The organism is Ruminococcus sp. RTP21484sp1_RTP21277st1_D2_RTP21277_210401 (genome assembly GCF_040924225.1).
Lineage (GTDB): Bacteria > Bacillota > Clostridia > Lachnospirales > Lachnospiraceae > Blautia_A > Blautia_A faecis.
In genome coordinates, this window is sequence record NZ_JBCOMJ010000013.1 from 43,276 (window position 1) to 60,192 (window position 16,917).

General features: G+C 42.2%; 13 protein-coding genes and 1 pseudogene. 2 read left to right on the forward strand and 12 right to left on the reverse strand.

Translation table 11 applies throughout. From position 1 onward, the window contains the following. Positions 1 to 29 precede the first annotated feature (29 nt). Positions 30 to 1,364 (reverse strand): ATP-binding protein, encoded by a 1,335-nt coding sequence (locus tag AB5706_RS10395; RefSeq protein WP_226837459.1) that lies wholly within the window; start codon positions 1,362 to 1,364, stop codon positions 30 to 32. Positions 1,365 to 1,772: 408 nt separating this feature from the next. On the opposite strand from AB5706_RS10395, the gene AB5706_RS10400 reads away from it, so the two are divergent. Next, entirely contained in the window at positions 1,773 to 2,528 is a 756-nt protein-coding gene (locus AB5706_RS10400) for a PIG-L family deacetylase (protein ID WP_237963733.1), read from the forward strand. Between the two features lie 104 nt (positions 2,529 to 2,632). On the opposite strand, the gene AB5706_RS10405 is transcribed toward AB5706_RS10400, so the two are convergent. Both AB5706_RS10405 and ileS read right to left on the reverse strand, forming a co-directional pair. Next, positions 2,633 to 5,107, reverse strand: coding sequence for a glycogen/starch/alpha-glucan phosphorylase (locus AB5706_RS10405; protein ID WP_347161125.1), 2,475 nt, complete (start codon positions 5,105 to 5,107; stop codon positions 2,633 to 2,635). 28 nt (positions 5,108 to 5,135) lie between these two features. Further along, positions 5,136 to 8,288: an isoleucine--tRNA ligase gene (gene ileS / locus AB5706_RS10410; RefSeq protein WP_368366058.1), complete on the reverse strand. Its 3,153-nt coding sequence runs from the start codon at positions 8,286 to 8,288 to the stop codon at positions 5,136 to 5,138. A 617-nt stretch (positions 8,289 to 8,905) separates the two neighbouring features. Between ileS and AB5706_RS10415 the strand changes: the two genes are divergently transcribed. Next, entirely contained in the window at positions 8,906 to 10,138 is a 1,233-nt protein-coding gene (locus tag AB5706_RS10415) for a D-alanyl-D-alanine carboxypeptidase family protein (protein WP_226837465.1), read from the forward strand. 137 nt (positions 10,139 to 10,275) lie between these two features. Here the strand turns inward: AB5706_RS10415 and AB5706_RS10420 are convergent, their stop codons facing one another. The 9 genes and pseudogenes from AB5706_RS10420 to AB5706_RS10460 form a co-directional block, all read right to left on the reverse strand. Beyond that, complete coding sequence (locus AB5706_RS10420; RefSeq protein ID WP_368366059.1) at positions 10,276 to 11,055, reverse strand: hypothetical protein; 780 nt, start codon at positions 11,053 to 11,055, stop codon at positions 10,276 to 10,278. Then, positions 11,015 to 11,506 (reverse strand): hypothetical protein, encoded by a 492-nt coding sequence (locus AB5706_RS10425; protein WP_368366060.1) that lies wholly within the window; start codon positions 11,504 to 11,506, stop codon positions 11,015 to 11,017. Before AB5706_RS10425 ends, AB5706_RS10420 begins: the two co-directional genes overlap by 41 nt. Before the next feature lie 123 nt (positions 11,507 to 11,629). After that, positions 11,630 to 12,580 (reverse strand): 3'-5' exonuclease, encoded by a 951-nt coding sequence (locus AB5706_RS10430; RefSeq protein ID WP_173734792.1) that lies wholly within the window; start codon positions 12,578 to 12,580, stop codon positions 11,630 to 11,632. A gap of 74 nt (positions 12,581 to 12,654) precedes the next feature. Next, positions 12,655 to 12,744, reverse strand: a pseudogene (locus AB5706_RS10435) (DUF6783 domain-containing protein); the annotation flags it as partial. A gap of 446 nt (positions 12,745 to 13,190) precedes the next feature. After that, positions 13,191 to 13,625, reverse strand: a complete 435-nt coding sequence (locus tag AB5706_RS10440; protein WP_173734793.1) for an Hsp20/alpha crystallin family protein — start codon at positions 13,623 to 13,625, stop codon at positions 13,191 to 13,193. A 160-nt stretch (positions 13,626 to 13,785) separates the two neighbouring features. Then, a complete protein-coding gene (locus AB5706_RS10445) occupies positions 13,786 to 13,923 on the reverse strand; it encodes a hypothetical protein (protein ID WP_173773020.1) in 138 nt (45 codons plus the stop codon). Positions 13,924 to 14,251: 328 nt separating this feature from the next. Next, positions 14,252 to 14,827, reverse strand: coding sequence for a pentapeptide repeat-containing protein (locus tag AB5706_RS10450; RefSeq protein WP_368366074.1), 576 nt, complete (start codon positions 14,825 to 14,827; stop codon positions 14,252 to 14,254). A gap of 351 nt (positions 14,828 to 15,178) precedes the next feature. After that, positions 15,179 to 16,102 carry a SufB/SufD family protein gene (locus AB5706_RS10455; protein WP_118577643.1) on the reverse strand — a complete coding sequence of 308 codons (924 nt, stop codon included), beginning with the start codon at positions 16,100 to 16,102 and terminating at the stop codon, positions 15,179 to 15,181. Beyond that, entirely contained in the window at positions 16,102 to 16,833 is a 732-nt protein-coding gene (locus AB5706_RS10460; protein WP_148461484.1) for an ABC transporter ATP-binding protein, read from the reverse strand. Before AB5706_RS10460 ends, AB5706_RS10455 begins: the two co-directional genes overlap by 1 nt. Positions 16,834 to 16,917 lie beyond the last annotated feature (84 nt).

Consider the following 16,917-nt stretch of genomic DNA (forward strand, 5'->3'; position numbering starts at 1 on the left):
ACTTTGAACAATGCGGCAGCCGTTTAATTTTAGCCTCTTTTTGCCAGATATCTTTTAATCAAAAAGGAGCAGAAATATGGAAATGTATAAATGCCATTTTCTATTCCCACATTGCTGTCAGCCAGTTTTATTCCCCACTTAATATCGCTATAACTTTCATTATCAATCAATTTTCTTAAAGATTTTGAGCGATTTTTATTTGCCTTTACTTCAACCGGAACCAGTTCATCTTTTGTCCTGACAAAAAAATCTTCTTCCAAAGTTGCATTTTCTTTTTTGTAATAATATAATCCTAATCCTTGCTTCAGAAACGCCTCTGCAACGAAATTTTCATATAAAGCCCCCTTATAAACACCCATATTTTTATTTGCACGTAAATCTTCCTGCGCTTCTTCATCTAAAGAGGCAATTAGCAAGCCGGTGTCTGGATAGTACAGCTTAAACTTCAATTCATCATAATTTCCTTTTAACGGCAATTCCGGATATTCCAGACAGTAGCAAACAGAAACAACTCCCGCATCCTTAAGCCAGTCAATACAGCCCGAATACTCTCTGCTTCTTGCGTTTTTCTCAATTTTACTTAACTGGAATTTTTTATTCTCTTTTGCCAGCTGTACCGGAACGCTTCGATATACACTAGCAATCTTCGTTTGGTCTAACCCTTCTGCATATTTTCTGATATCTTCTTCATAATCTAATTGAATCTGATGCTGAATTTCCAAAGTATCAGAAAATGTATTCGTTTCTATATATTGTCTGATCACTGCCGGCATGCCCCCAAGCACGCAATATTCAAGAAACATTTTTTTGTAAACAGACAGCTCCGTATCAGAAAATGCTTTCCCAGAACACATATGTTCCAGGATCTGTTCGATGTGTAAATCTGAGTAACCCTTTGCCCAGAGAAATTCCTCAAAATCCATGGAAAACATTTCGTAATCTGTTTTATATCCAACGCTATTGCTGTGGATCTTTTTATAGTTAATTCCAAGCAGAGATCCGCTGCAAATTACATCAAATCTTCCATCCAGCTTAAAAGCCTTCAAAGAAGTGGCAATATCCGGAAATTCCTGTAGTTCATCAAAAACGATCAAAGTTTTTCCTGCAATAAATTTTTTAGAGGGGTCTATGAGAGATATGTTTTTTATAATATTTTCCACGCTATATCCGTCACTTAATATAGTTTTATACTGCCCCTCCAGCACAAAATTTATAAAAACTATATTCTCATAATTTTCACTTGCAAAATGAACAATAGATTCCGTTTTCCCAATCTGTCTTGCACCTTTAATGATTAGCGGAAGTCTGTTTTCTTTATCCTTCCACTGTCTTAAATAACTATCTATCTTTCTCCTAAAATACATAGCCTCACCCCTTCTAAAAAAGCCATCACGTTTTATAAGCTTTTATTTGCAATTTTCTCACGTTTTTCATTACTATTTTAACACAAAAATCACGTTTTATGTACATTAAATTATTTAGACCTATATCCGCTTTCCTTGCAAACGCAATCAGACCAGGCAGAAAGCCGCAGAGAAACGTTGCAATCTATCAACATTTCCCTGATTTTCCTGACGGCAGTCATTCCATCCATAAATTTCATCTGAATATCCATTAAAATTAAAGGTTCCCAGATACCAGGCAATAGGCACCGCAAGCATATAAACCAACACACGGACCAAACATGCTCTGGCTTGTAACTTATGAAAAATATAGTATAATTGAGATAACCATTTCGTTTATACTAATAAACTCAGACTGGAGTACCTGATATGAAAAATAATTTTTCTGCCAGTTCCAGCATTGTCGGTCTTTTTTCCTGGTCAGTGCGGCACTGGAAACAGTTACTGGCGGCAATTGTAATACTAAGCGCGATTGCCTTTGCCGGCCATAAGCTTTATCTCTTTTATCCTTACCTGAATCTGCCACATGTAACTGCTGCCGATCTGGACGCCCTTGATCTGGATGGTTACGACAAGGTGATGTTTGTGGCACACCCAGATGATGATCTGCTCTGGGGAGGACGGCATTTGATTGAGGAGAAGTATCTGGTAGTATGTATGACCCGTGGAAATGATCCGGTTCGAAGCGCAGAATTTAAATCCGTAATGGAAGCTACCGGGGACAAATATCTGATTCTTTCCTACCCGGACAAAATCGGAAAAGATCGCAGCAGCTGGAACTACTGGAAAAAAGATATGGAGGCAGATATTGCCACAGTCCTGAACTACAAAAACTGGAAACAGGTTGCCACTCACAACGCAGACGGCGAGTACGGCCATCACCACCACCAGATGACTCACCAGCTTGTAGAAGAAGCCTATAAAGAGACAAACTGCGATGCTGCTTTCTATTCTTTTGGAAAGTATTATGTAAACGACAAAGTTCCCTACGACCTTGAAGAAATGCCTAAAGATCTTTATATACAGAAGCGCAAGCTGGCAAAGCTCTATGTCAGTCAACGGACTACCGTAAGGAAAATGTATCATATGCTGCCCTATGAGTACTGGCAGAAAGAAGATTTCTGATCTTATATAAAAAGCTGTGTCTATGCCAGAATTTATTTATCCTGGCATGAACACAGCCTTTATTATTTCTTATAATTTTTTTCGCAAAATGAATCTGCCCTTATTTATTTCTCAGCAGCCTCGCTCTTGGTTACAACAACCTTATCCAGATGCCAGATATCATCTACATACTCCTGGATGGTTCTGTCAGAGGAGAATTTGCCACTGCATGCAGTGTTCAGAAGCGCCATCTTCGCCCACTTCTTCTCATCCTTGTAAGCTGCCTCCACTCTCTTCTGAGCCTCAGCATAGGATCTGAAGTCTCCGAGAATGAAATACTGGTCTGCTCTGGAGCAGTTCTTAGTGTTCAGAAGAGAATCATAGATATCTCTGAACAGCTCTGTATCGCTGGAGAAGGTTCCATTGATCAGCTGCATCAGTACCTGACGGATCTCAGCATCTGTGTTGTAGATAAAGTCTGGATCGTATCCGCCATGGTTCTCATAGTTAATGATCTGGTCAGCGCTCATACCGAAGATGAATGCGTTCTCCTGACCAACTTCCTCAACGATCTCTACGTTTGCACCGTCCATGGTTCCAAGTGTAGGAGCACCGTTCAGCATGAACTTCATGTTACCTGTACCGGAAGCCTCTTTACTTGCAGTAGAAATCTGCTCGGAAACATCTGCTGCTGCAAAGATCATCTCCGCATTGGACACTCTGTAGTTCTCGATGAATACAACTTTGATCTTGCCGTTGATAGCCGGATCGTTGTTTACAACATCACCTACGCAGTTGATCAGTTTGATGATCTTTTTCGCGCGCTCATATGCTGCGGATGCTTTCGCACCAAAGATGAAGGTTCTTGGATAGAAATCCATCTCCGGATGTAATTTAATCTGATTGTACAGATAGATTACATGAAGGATATTGAGAAGCTGTCTCTTATACTCATGAAGTCTCTTAACCTGTACATCGAAAATGGAGTGAGGATCAACTTCAACACCATTGTGCTCCAGAATATATTTCGCAAGACGCTGTTTGTTCTGGAATTTAATGTTCATAAACTCCTGAAGTGCTTTCTCATCATCAGCGTATACTTTCAGCTTGCCGATCTGGGAAAGATCTGTGATCCAGTCTGGTCCAATATGGTCTGTGATCCATGCAGCAAGATTCTGGTTTCCGTGAAGAAGGAAACGTCTCTGAGTGATACCGTTGGTTTTATTATTAAACTTCTCAGGCATCATCTCATAGAAGTCTTTTAACTCCTGATTCTTCAGGATTTCTGTATGAAGTCTTGCAACACCATTTACAGAGAAGCCTGCAACGATTGCAAGGTGAGCCATCTTAACCTGTCCGTCATAGATGATTGCCATCTTTTTGATCTTCTCATAGTTTCCAGGATATCTGTTCTGTACTTCAATAATAAAACGACGGTTAATCTCTTCGATGATCTGATATACACGTGGAAGAAGTCTGGAGAACAGCTCGATCGGCCATTTCTCAAGAGCCTCAGCCATAATGGTATGGTTGGTGTAAGCAACACATTTGGTAGTTACAGCCCAGGCATCGTCCCAGCCAAGACCTTCCTGATCCATAAGAAGACGCATAAGCTCTGCAACTGCCATAGTTGGATGAGTATCGTTCATCTGGAATACGACTTTCTCGTGGAGCTTCTTAATATCATTATGTGTTTTCTTATATTTCTCGATTGCAGCCTGAATACTTGCAGATACGAAGAAGTACTGCTGTTTCAGACGAAGCTCTTTACCGGACATTTTATTGTCGTTCGGATAAAGAACGTTTACGATATCCTTTGCGAGGTTCTCCTGCTCAACGGCTTTCTTGTAATCACCTTTGTCAAAGGAATCAAATCCAAATTCTTCGATAGCAGCTGCATCCCAGATACGAAGTGTATTTACTATATTGTTCTCGTATCCAACGATTGGCATATCGTATGGGATAGCCTTTACTGCCTGGTATCCTTCATGGATAAATTTGTTCTGACCGGTTGCCTGGTCATATTCAACTCTTACATATCCGCCGAAGTGTACCTCTTTTGCATACTCCGGACGACGAAGCTCAAATGGATAGCCTTCCTCAAGCCATGCATCCGGTACTTCAACCTGGTATCCGTCTCTGATTTCCTGTTTGAACATACCATAACGGTAACGGATTCCGCATCCATATGCACTGTATCCAAGTGTAGCAAGGGAATCAAGGAAGCATGCTGCAAGTCTTCCAAGACCGCCGTTTCCAAGTGCTGGATCCGGCTCCTGATCCTCAAGTGCATTGATGTCGATTCCAAGCTCTTCAAGAGCTTCTTTCACTTCACCGTATGCGCCAAGGTTTAAAAGGTTGTTTCCAAGGGCACGTCCCATAAGAAACTCCATAGACATATAGTATACGATCTTCGGATCCTGCTCTTCATAAGCATTCTGTGTATCAAGCCAGTTATCGATGATTACATCCTTCACAGTGTAGCTTACTGCCTGGAAAAGCTGCTCCTGAGTTGCCTCTTCAAGCTTTCTGCGGTAAAGAAACTTAACGTTGTCTTTTACACTTTTCTTGAAGGTTTCTTTGTCAAACTGTTTGTCAATCATTTTGATCCTCCTGTTGTATGTTAAATCAAAGCTTTGTAACACCAAGAGTTACATGCTCTTTATTGATATTCCACTCTTTTACATAACCATCTGTCTCGCCATAAACGACTTTCTCAGCCAGAACTTCAGATTTGATCTCAGCCTCGTTTGCCTTCATGGTCTCGATAATCTTGTCATTATCTTTTACAGAAACACGGATCTTATCCATAACCTCGAAGCCAGCCTCTTTACGCATGGTCTGTACTTTACTGATGATCTCGCGGACAAATCCCTCTTCGATCAGCTCAGGTGTCAGGTTGGTATCCAGAACAACTGCAGTCTCGCCTTCAGACTCTGTTACATAACCTTCTGTCTGCGCAGTCTCGATGAGCAGGTCTTCCTCTGTAAGCTCAACCTTGTTTCCATCAATATCAAGTACAAGTACACCGTTTGCTTTCAGGTCGCTCATGGCCTTGCTGCCGTTGATTTCTGCAAGTGTAGTACGGATTCCGCCAAGAAGCTTGCCATATTTCGGTCCAACTGTACGAAGCTGTGGTTTGAAGCTGTAGGAAATGAAGGATTCCACATCGTCTGCAAATTTCACTTCTTTTACATTCAGCTCGTCTGCAATAATGTCTGTGAAATATTTATCCATCACCTTCGGAGCTTTTACATACATGGTTCCGATTGGCTGACGGTTCTTGATGTTTGCTGTGTTACGGCATGCACGGCCAAGAACAACGACATCCAGAACTTCTTCCATGTTTTCTTCCAGATCTTTATTGATCCACTCTTCCTTTACTTCTGGGAAGTCGCAGAGATGAATACTCTCCGGAGCTGTTTTGTCCAGAGATCTTACAAGATTCTGGTAAATATCCTCTGTCATGAACGGGATCATCGGAGCTGCAGCCTTGGCAACTGTTACCAGTGCTGTGTAAAGAGTCATGTAAGCATTGATCTTATCCTGCTCCATGCCCTTTGCCCAGAAACGCTCACGGCAGCGTCTTACATACCAGTTACTCATCTCGTCTACAAAGCCCTGAAGTGCTCTTGCAGTCTCCGGAATCTTATAGTCGTTCAGATCTTCGTCAACAGTCTTTACAAGTGTATTCAGCTTGCTGAGGAGCCATTTATCCATAATCGGAAGCTTGTCATAGTCAAGCGTATATTTGGTAGCATCAAAGTTATCAATATTTGCATAAAGTACAAAGAATGCATAAGTATTCCACAGAGTACCCATGAATTTACGCTGACCTTCCTGAACAGCCTTGCCATGGAAACGGTTCGGCAGCCATGGTGCACTGTTGATGTAGAAGTACCAGCGGATGGCATCTGCACCGTATGTCTGAAGTGCATCAAACGGATCAACTGCATTTCCCTTGGACTTACTCATCTTCTGGCCGTTCTCATCCTGAACATGTCCAAGAACGATAACATTCTTATATGGAGCCTGATTAAACAGAAGAGTGGACTCAGCAAGAAGGGAGTAGAACCATCCTCTTGTCTGGTCAACAGCCTCAGAAATAAAGTTTGCAGGGAACTGCTGTTTGAACAATTCCTGATTCTCAAATGGATAATGATGCTGTGCAAATGGCATTGCTCCTGAATCGAACCAGCAGTCAATAACCTCCGGTACACGGTGCATAGTGCCGCCGCACTCCGGACACTTCATGGTAAGCTCGTCAATGTATGGGCGGTGAAGCTCTACGGTCTTGGCGCGCTCGTCACCAGTTTTCTCATAGAGATCCTGACGGCTTCCAACAGATTCCATATGACCGCAGCTGCACTCCCAGATATTCAGTGGAGTTCCCCAATAACGGTTACGGCTGATTCCCCAGTCCTGAACGTTCTCAAGCCAGTCGCCGAAACGTCCTTTACCGATGCTCTCCGGGATCCAGTTAATGGTGTTGTTATTGCGGATCAGGTCATCTTTAACAGCTGTCATTTTAATAAACCAGGATTCTCTTGCGTAGTAGATCAGTGGTGTATCACAACGCCAGCAGTGTGGGTAATCATGCTCAAATTTCGGAGCATCGAACAGCTTGCCTTCTTTTTCAAGATCAGCCAGTACCATTGGGTCTGCTTTCTTAACAAATACACCGGCATATGGTGTCTCAGCAGTAAGATCACCCTTGCCATCTACAAACTGTACAAACGGAAGGTCATATTCACGTCCTACACGACTGTCGTCTTCACCAAATGCAGGAGCGATATGAACGATACCGGTACCATCACTCATGGTAACGTAGTTATCACATACGAGATAATGCGCTTTCTTGCCCTTGGATGCTACATAGTCACCTGTGCATTTAAACAGCGGCTCATATTCCTTGTATTCCAGGTCTTTACCTTTATAAGTTTCCAGAACTTCATATGCAGGCTCTTCTTCCTTTGCAAGCTTGCCAAGTACTTTGTCAAGAAGTGCTTCTGCCATATAATAAGTGTATCCGTCTGCTGCTTTTACTTTACAGTAAGTCTCATCCGGATTTACGCAAAGTGCAACGTTAGAAGGCAGTGTCCACGGTGTTGTGGTCCATGCCAGGAAATATGCGTCCTCTCCAACCACTTTGAAACGTGCGATCGCAGAACGCTCTTTTACTAATTTATAGCCCTGGGAAACCTCCTGGGATGAAAGCGGGGTTCCGCAGCGTGGACAGTAAGGAACGATCTTGAAACCTTTGTATAAGAGGCCTTTGTTCCAGATTTCTTTCAGTGCCCACCACTCGGACTCAATATAATTGTCCTCGTAAGTTACATATGGATGCTCCATATCAGCCCAGAAACCAACTGTTGAGGAGAAATCCTCCCACATTCCTTTGTATTTCCAGACACTCTCTTTACACTGCTGGATGAACGGCTCCATACCGTATTCCTCGATCTGCTCTTTTCCATCCAGACCAAGCTTCTTCTCTACTTCAAGCTCTACCGGAAGACCATGGGTATCCCATCCAGCCTTACGCGGAACCATGTAACCCTTCATTGCACGGTATCTTGGGATCATATCCTTGATAACACGTGTCAGCACATGGCCGATATGCGGCTTGCCGTTTGCTGTTGGCGGTCCGTCATAGAATGTGTAAGTCGGGCCTTCTTTACGGTTTTCCATACTTTTTTCGAAAATATGGTTTTCTTTCCAGAATTCTTCTACTTTTTTCTCGCGATCTACGAAATTCAGATTCGTGTCTACTTTCTGGTACAAAGCTTTTTCCTCCTTTAAAATTATCAGTCGATTGCTGTTGGGATTTCCTGTTACATAAAGAATCCTGCCTGCAGGATTCTCCGTCTGCATAAAAAAAGCTCTCATCCTGCAAAAGGACGAAAGCTGTCAGCACTCGTTATACCACCTGTTACATTGTACAGGCTTGCACACGCAGCCGATACACGCTCCCTGTAACGGGGGAATTCCGTTATCTCCTACTTGTTCCTTCAGAGATAAAACTCCGGAGTGATCTTCGGCTGAATCTACTTGCGGCGGGCTTACACCATCCCCGTCTCGCTGAAAAGATTGCTGCTGTCTGTGTCTGCACAACCTTAAACGTTCAAAATCAGCTTACTGTCTCCATCACAGTCTTTAACTATTCTGTTTCCTGTCTATTATAAGGGTCTGAATTTCTATATGTCAAGTGTTTTTCCGCTGAAAAAATGGGGAGAATAGGGGAAAATAATGCTGAATTTGTGGATTTTCCGGGGTGCTGTGAACAATTCACACTCTTTTAATAGTTTTACATAAAGAAAAGTGGTATAATGCAATTACGTATTGGGAATTTTATGTACTATTTTAAGAAAGGATTTTATATGATCAGGAAAAATCTTCATATGAAAATAAAGCGGATTTTCTGTGGAATCCTGACAGCAGCAATGCTGCTTGGGCAGACGGGCGCTGTCTGGGCAGAAGCTACAGACACTGCCAGCGAATCTCCCACTCCTACTCCGGATCCGCATACCGAATATTATGCACAGGCAGCTGATACCGATTCCATTGAGGGTTGGCCGGAGGGTCCTAAGATTGAGGCGCAGTCAGCAGTTCTCATGGACTTAAACACAGAGGCGGTCCTGTATTCCAAGAATGCTAATACTCAGCTTTACCCGGCCAGTATTACCAAGCTTCTCACCTGTCTTCTTGGATGTGAGAACCTGGACGTGAACGCACAGCTTACCCTTTCCCAGCAGGCGGCTTACGGAATTGAAGCGGGAAGCTCCACCATTTATGGTGATGCCGGAGAGGTTTTTACAGTTGAACAATGTCTTATGGCACTGATGCTGGAATCAGCCAATGAAATGGCACTTGGTATTGGGGAAGAGGTTTCCGGTTCTGTGAAGAAGTTTGTAGAACTGATGAACACCAGAGCCCAGCAGCTTGGATGCAAAAACACCCATTTTAATAACCCTAACGGACTTCCTGATGAGACTCATGTAACCACCGCAGGCGACATGGCAAAGATAGCCAAGGCTGCATGGCAGAATCCACTTTGCAGGAAATTTTTCACCACAGATCTTTATGAAATTCCGCCTACCAATATTTTTACAGAAACCCGCTATCTGCTCAATCATCACAAAATGATGGCTGGCAGGGATTACGCCTACGATGGTGTTCTGGGTGGAAAAACAGGCTACACAGATGCTGCTGGTGCGACTCTGATCACCTATGCCAAGCGCGGCAATATGACCCTGGTTGCAGTTGTGATGAATTCCGTAAATGGCGCCTGGGCTGACACAAAAAGTCTCCTGGATTACGGTTTCGACAATTTCGAATGTAAAAAAATGAAAATCAGCAAGAATCCTGTCCCGAAGAAAAATCTTCCAAGTGAACAGTATCTGCTGAATAATTGCGGAAATACTTATCCATTCTACTACACAAAAAATGTATACGTGACCATCCCCACAGGAACAGACCTCAGTGTTCTTACCAAGAAACAGGCCATTCTTTCCAACGCTGTGGGACCATTGAGATTAAAGAGCAAGTATTATTTCAATGGCCAGATGGTTGGATGGGGAATGCAGTATGAACGGTCGATCATGACCAGTCTGCTGACAACACCGACTTTATAGAATAAGGGCTAAGAATGAAAACTGCATTACGCATTTTCGTTCTTAGCCCTGTATTATTTTTATTGCAACTCCTCTACTTTACACAATATTCTTTTATATCTTTATTCGAAATGCCCCTATTACTACAGTTTCTTTCCTCAACTCTTATACCAGAATTTCAGGCATTTCACCTTAATATTTGAAGGATCTGCTATTAATTTTCCTATATTCAGCTTCATGGTTTTTGTCTTTCCCGGTTTTATATTGACCTTGAAGGTTTTGGTTCGGGTCATTTCTTCATTAATGGTCATGGTGAATTTCAGCTTCACTTTGGTGATGGTACTTTTGGATTTATTGGTGAAACGGGTTGTGTATATGGTTTTGCCAGAATCCGGATAATATTTATAGCCCTTCACTTTTACCTGAAGCTGTTTCAGTTTTGGCTTGGGGGCAGGCTTTTTGCCGACAATCACGGTTATGGTTCTCCGCTTGCCATTTACCAGGGCGCTTACCTTGGCAGTGCCAGGCTTCTTTGCGATCAGGAATCCTCCGGCTGCATCAACGATCTTTTTATTGCTGGATTTCACTTTCTTGATGGTGATGCTTCCACCGCCAGTTTTGAAAACATAATTGGAAAACATGGTGGTATCCCCCACCTTCAGGGAGATGGAACTGGAAACAGTTATGACTGTTTTCGCTACTGTGAAGGTCACCTTTTTCGTCTGATTTCCATATTTAAAAATGAAATCCGCTGAACCTGCTTTTGCAAAATATACGCTTACCTCAAAGCTGTCATTGGATTTTGGAGTAATGCCTGTAACCTGTGCTACCGATGAGTCCGAAATACTTACAGAATATTTGGACGAATCCTTATTTGAATAAAAAACATAAGGATCGTCAACCGTTACCAGAAACACTCCTGTGGTTTTGTCGTACATTTACCGAGATGGAAAAATCTACGTTCTGCTCACTTGGAAAACTATCGTAATTTACAAATATTTCCATCAATTCCATTTCATCAGATTTGGAGAAGGTGGCTGAGCCCTGCAGCACCGTACCTCCGTTTGAATATAAGGGTATGCTGTCGTCATCCAGATACACGCTTGCCCTGCCTGGTGTCAGACTGGAGCTTTGAAAAGTCATAGTCACATCTACCTTGTAATCCATGGAGTCTTCATGAGGAATCTGATAACCAATATAATAGCGGAATTCGTCTCCATCCCACACATTCATGCAGCCCGTTCCGCTGAGTTTAAAACCATCCGAGGTAACTTCCTTGGTAATAGCAGCCTGCGCCCGCAGCGGACCAAAGAGAACCATCAGCAGTGTTACAAAGAAAAATGTCAGAATGTATTTCCCAAACCTGTAAAAATAATTTCTTAAACTCATAAAATCCCCTCCTTTTTATACGCTGTTGTTGTATTACTTATAAACAGCATATGTGATTGGAGAGGATTTTTCTATTAACCAAATGTTAGTTTTTCATTCATTACAAGCAGTAGTTTCACGGATTTACTGCTCCTCTTTCTTCAGTCTCCGTTTGGCACGATGAGCATCACGTTTCTGGCGGATTTCATCGGCTTCTTCATCTGTTACATTGGTGAGCTTCTTAATTACATAATACTTATTGTCTTCCGTTCGGCGAATCCTGATTTTTCCCAGTACAAAGCCGTGCTCCTGACAAAGGGACACACTGTAATAAACCTTGGAATTATTCATAAACCAACGTATCTTACGCTTGGCCGGATTATGGCATAATGGACATTTCGTGCTGGTTACTTCCCGGTCCTTCATGGCTTTTTCGCGGGAATAGAACTCTCGGGATACATATTTATCATAGGTTGGATATGATATGTGAATCTCTTCACGCTTACTCTTGGGATTCTGATACACGTCCAGGGATGAGTTTGGAAAAATGTATTTATCTTCTATTTTCTGGAGAATACATGCAGTATAATAAGCATCTCCCAGAGCGCGGTGAAAATCCATTTTCTTCTCCACGCCCATTTTATCAGCAGCAAATTCCAGGGCACGGCGCTCGTCATTTTCTTCATAACGAATGGCAAATAATTTCTGCACATCATAATAAGTCACAGGACCTTTCAGCAGGGAAAGTTTTCCATAATATTTCATGTTCCGCTGCAGTTCCATTACATCCTGATTTCCCCATGTAAAGAAAATATATTCTTCGCCACACCATTCCAAAAATTCCATGATGGCCTGCGGGAAAAGAGTTCCCTTCTGCAGATCCTTATAATTCATGTGAATCACTTCATGAATGCTGTCATGAATCCAATTGTACACCTGGGGCTTGATCAGACGCTGAAAGCTATCCACAATTTCTTTCTCTTCATTTAGTTTTATGGCGCCGATTTCTATGATTTCAAAAGGCAGACGGCTGTTAGACCACCTTTTTCCCCCCGGACTCTGATTCCATTCCAGGTCAAATACAATGTAATTCATGGGTAAATTCCTTTTCTGAAAATGTTTTTGTTACTGTGAACAGGTAAACAGTAACATATTTTTGCCATCCACGATTATTGCAGCAACATCTTGTTTTCATGCTCTGGAGCCTGTTTGAAAAGGCTTTCTGCAAGATGTACATCATAATTTGTGGGAGATTTTTTGTTCTATCCTTTGCAGTTATCAACAATTCCAGACAAGTATAGCAGACAGGTGAAATGATGTAAAGACATAAGAAAAAACCTGCCGGTGGGTAGCCGGCAGGAAATGAGGGGGTATGAAACAAAATCTATGTAAATTAAGAAATCGTCTTAAAATGAAACACAATCTATATAAAAGAAGCTGTTTACCATTATTTCAATATTGCTGAATAATCTATACACTGCAAGCACATCAAATAAAACATGCTCTGCCGCTTTCACTCGTTACTTATGTAAGTCGGCAATATCAGCCACCGCTTCTGATTCACGGCTAATGCACACTCTATATTATCTATTTCAATCATCTATTTCATCGGCACGAAGCAGGTGAACTACTCCGCGCCAGTTATTATCTGTTACCAGTTTCCCACGGAAATTCTTATCTGTTAAAACAACTCTTTCCCCGGGAATCAGCCTTCAATAGAAATAAATTTCTTCTCTTCAGGCACTTTCTTCTTCGCTTCCTTCGGGAAAGTAACAGTCAGAACACCATTGTCATATTTCGCATGGATGTCCTCATGCTCCAGTTCCTTACCTACATAAAAGCTTCTGGAGCACTGTCCGGTGTAACGCTCTCTGTGAACGTATTTACCGTTATTGTCTTTCTCATCTTTATTCTCGGTTCTGGAAGCCTGAATGTTCAGATAGCCATCCTTCAGCTGAATCTTCACATCCTCTTTATGGAAGCCTGGAAGATCAATGCTCAGCTCATAATTTCCATCTACATCCTTAATATCTGTCTTCATCAATTCAGCAGCTCTGTAACCTCTGTGATTCTCTCTTTCTACAGGTAATCTCATCCAGTCATCAAATAAATCTTCTCCAAAAATACTAGGCATTAACATAATCCATTCCTCCTTATATTGTGAACACTTGCGTGTTTAATTAACATCTTTGTTAAAACTGGAAGATTTCTTTTTCTCTCTTCCTTTGTTCTGCATGTAATATAACACGTATTGTTAGCACTGTCAATAGGCGAGTGCTAATTTCACATTTTTTTCACATTTATCTTAAATGAAAAACTAAATTTGTGTCCCTTTTCACATTTTCCTTTGTGAAGCTCCAGAAATTCTGGTGCAGACGGACTGCCTCGCCATTTTCCTCTACTGCATCTGTATTTCCAGTGATTGTATTGTAGATCATGGCAAATGCCAGATTCTCCATTGCCCCGGCATATTACACTGGTTCCGAGGTAACTCCTGAAGTGACAGTTACCCACAGTGGTAAAACCCTGGTAAAAGACAGGGATTTCACTGTAACATACCACAACAACATTGAACCAAGCAGTTATTACAATTCTCCGTGGGTTGGAATTGATGGAATTGGAAATTACCAGGGGTATGTAACTAAATCCTTTACTATAAACAGAGCTAACATCAGCAGCTGCACGGTTACGCTTTCCGATGAAAGCCTTACCTACACAGGCTCCTCTTTACGCCCAACCGCCACAGTAAAAAGCGGGGACAAGGAATTAACCCTGAACCAGGATTATTACGTTTCCTACAGAAACAACTGGGATGCAGGTACTGCTTCTGCAATTCTCACTGGAACTGGAAATTACACTGGTTCTGTTACGAAAGACTTTACCATTAAACCATTGGATATCAGCCGCTATTCCGCTTCTCTTTCCCAGTATTCCTACACCAGTGACGGAACAGAGAAATGCCCGGATGTTACCGTTACATACGGAGCCAAGACGCTTGCGGCAGGCACTGATTTCACAGTTTCTTATAAAGATAATGTGAAGGAAGGTACTGCTACTGTAACTATTACTGGAGCTGGAAATTACACCGGCATTATTAACACAACCTTTACGATCACAGCTGCTCCTGGCAAGGATGACTCGGACGCAGGAAAAGATAATCCTGGTAAGGATGATTCCAGTAAAGACGATTCCGGTAAAGACGATTCTGGTAAAGATGACTCCGGTAAAGACGATTCCGGTAAAGATGATTCTGGTAAAGATAACTCTGGTAAAGACGATTCCGGTAAAGATAACTCCGGTAAAGATAACTCCGGTAAAGATGATTCCGATAAAGGCAACCAGAACAGCAGCATGAAAAAGGCGAAAACCCTTACCGTAAAAGACTCTGCTACACGCGCAACCTTAAAGGAACTGGTTTCAAAGAAAAAATATTATGTACGGATCCGCACCTACAAAGTTGTAAGCGGCAAAAAATATTATTCCAAATGGAGTTCCAAAAAATCCGTAAAAATTAGATAATGTCAAATGCCAGGCAGCGTCTTTGAACGACGCTGCCTGGCATTTTTTCATAAATCTTCCAAACCTACCTGAAGATTCTATATTCTCTGTGTAACTATTCAGCACCCTCACAGTTACACTCTCCGCGAAACAGTACATACCTACTGAATAATTATTTTTCTGTTTAAGTTTTTCTCAACTCAGGAAATTCTCAATGATCACATTTTCCGCCTCAGCTTCCGTCATTCCAAGAGTTCTTAGCTTCAGAAGCTGCTCATCGTTAATTCTTCCAATAGCGGCCTCATGAACAATTGCAGCATCCACATGCTTCGCCTGGATTTCCGGGATAGAACCCACCTCTGCATGATCCATAATAATGGAATCACACTGGATATGTGCGTGACATTTGTTCTTTCCAACAGCCTTCGGATGGAAAACCTGGGAAGAATTTCCCTTTCCAACAGAACGGGAAATAATCTGCGCAGAAGATCCCGCTCCGTTCATACAGACTTCAATATCAGACTCCGCTTTCTGCTCCCCATCTGTCATCAGACGTTCCAGAACAAACAGCTTGGAATCTGCATCCATTGAAACATTTGTGGTACGGATTGTGGAGTCAACACCTTTGATCTGAACGGTATCCAGCGTAAATACGGAGTTCTCTCCAAGCTCAATATTAGTTACGGGATTCAGCACTCTGCTTCCGGTTCCATTCCCCTCTCCATAGTGTTTTTCCTCGTAATGTACATTAGCATTTTTACCCACATGGAAAGTATGAATACCATCGTGACGACTGTCATTACAGCCACTATTGTGGATTCCGCAGCCTGCAACAATGTCAACATCTGCACCGTCTGCCACATAAAAATCATTGTAAACCAGATCGGTCATTCCAGATACACTTACCACTACCGGGATGAAAACCTTCTCTCCCTTTGTCTCCCCGTCAATGAAAATATCGATTCCCGGCTTGTCCTCTTTTTTCTTTATTTTGATATGTTCGCTGTCACCGTGACAGATGGAAATACCATTCTGACGGAGATTAAAAGCACCTTTCTGCGCAAAGCCTTCGCTGATCTTATCAAGCACACCCTGGGTTGTTTCTTCTACTTTAACCATCAACATTTTCCTCCTTCATTCAGACATTTCTGACATTTTTCCTGCTGAAATAAGGTTGGGAAAACGTCTTCTTTCGTACCATATTTCTTTACTTCACCGTCTTCAATTACCATGATCTTATCTGCCATATTGATGATTTTTTCCTGATGGGAAATCAGGATCAGGCACTCCTTTTTCTCACGATGAATCTCCTCAAAGCGCTTGATCAGCATGGAAAAGCTCCACAGGTCGATTCCTGCTTCAGGTTCATCAAAAATGCTTACTTTATGAGACTTCGCTAAAACTGTGGCAATCTCAATTCGCTTCATTTCACCGCCGGAAAGGGTTCCATCCAGCTGACGGTTCAGGTAATCTTCGGAACAAAGTCCTACAGCGGAGAGAAGGTCACAGCTCTCTTTTTCCGTTAAATTCTTTCCTGCTGCAAGAGATAACATTCTTGCCACGGTCATACCTTTAAAGCGGGGTGGCTGCTGAAATGCATAGCCAATTCCCGCATTTGCACGATGATCAATATCGTATCCTGTAATGTTCTCATCATCCAGATAAATTTCTCCGCTGTCTGCTTTCTCAATGCCAGCCAGTACCTTGGCCAGGGTGGATTTTCCACCTCCATTTGGTCCGGTGATTACCAGCATTTCTCCATCCTGAACATCAAAACTGATGTGATTTACCAGACAGCGCTTTTTCCCTTCTTCATTCACTTCAAAAGTCAGGTTCTTTACTTTCAGCATATTCGTACCTCTTCTGTTAATTTTACATTACTGCTCCAATTGTGCCCGAAATTCCAGAAAAAAATTGCTTTTGAGCAGTAACGA

Coding starts and splice junctions, on each gene's coding strand:
- AB5706_RS10395 (WP_226837459.1), bottom strand. CDS start 1,364: ATGTATTTTAGGAGAAAGATAGATAGTTATTTAAGACAGTGGAAGGAT.
- AB5706_RS10400 (WP_237963733.1), top strand. CDS start 1,773: ATGAAAAATAATTTTTCTGCCAGTTCCAGCATTGTCGGTCTTTTTTCC.
- AB5706_RS10415 (WP_226837465.1), top strand. CDS start 8,906: ATGAAAATAAAGCGGATTTTCTGTGGAATCCTGACAGCAGCAATGCTG.
- AB5706_RS10420 (WP_368366059.1), bottom strand. CDS start 11,055: ATGTACGACAAAACCACAGGAGTGTTTCTGGTAACGGTTGACGATCCT.
- AB5706_RS10425 (WP_368366060.1), bottom strand. CDS start 11,506: ATGAGTTTAAGAAATTATTTTTACAGGTTTGGGAAATACATTCTGACA.
- AB5706_RS10430 (WP_173734792.1), bottom strand. CDS start 12,580: ATGAATTACATTGTATTTGACCTGGAATGGAATCAGAGTCCGGGGGGA.
- AB5706_RS10440 (WP_173734793.1), bottom strand. CDS start 13,625: ATGTTAATGCCTAGTATTTTTGGAGAAGATTTATTTGATGACTGGATG.
- AB5706_RS10445 (WP_173773020.1), bottom strand. CDS start 13,923: ATGATCTACAATACAATCACTGGAAATACAGATGCAGTAGAGGAAAAT.
- AB5706_RS10455 (WP_118577643.1), bottom strand. CDS start 16,102: ATGGTTAAAGTAGAAGAAACAACCCAGGGTGTGCTTGATAAGATCAGC.
- AB5706_RS10460 (WP_148461484.1), bottom strand. CDS start 16,833: ATGCTGAAAGTAAAGAACCTGACTTTTGAAGTGAATGAAGAAGGGAAA.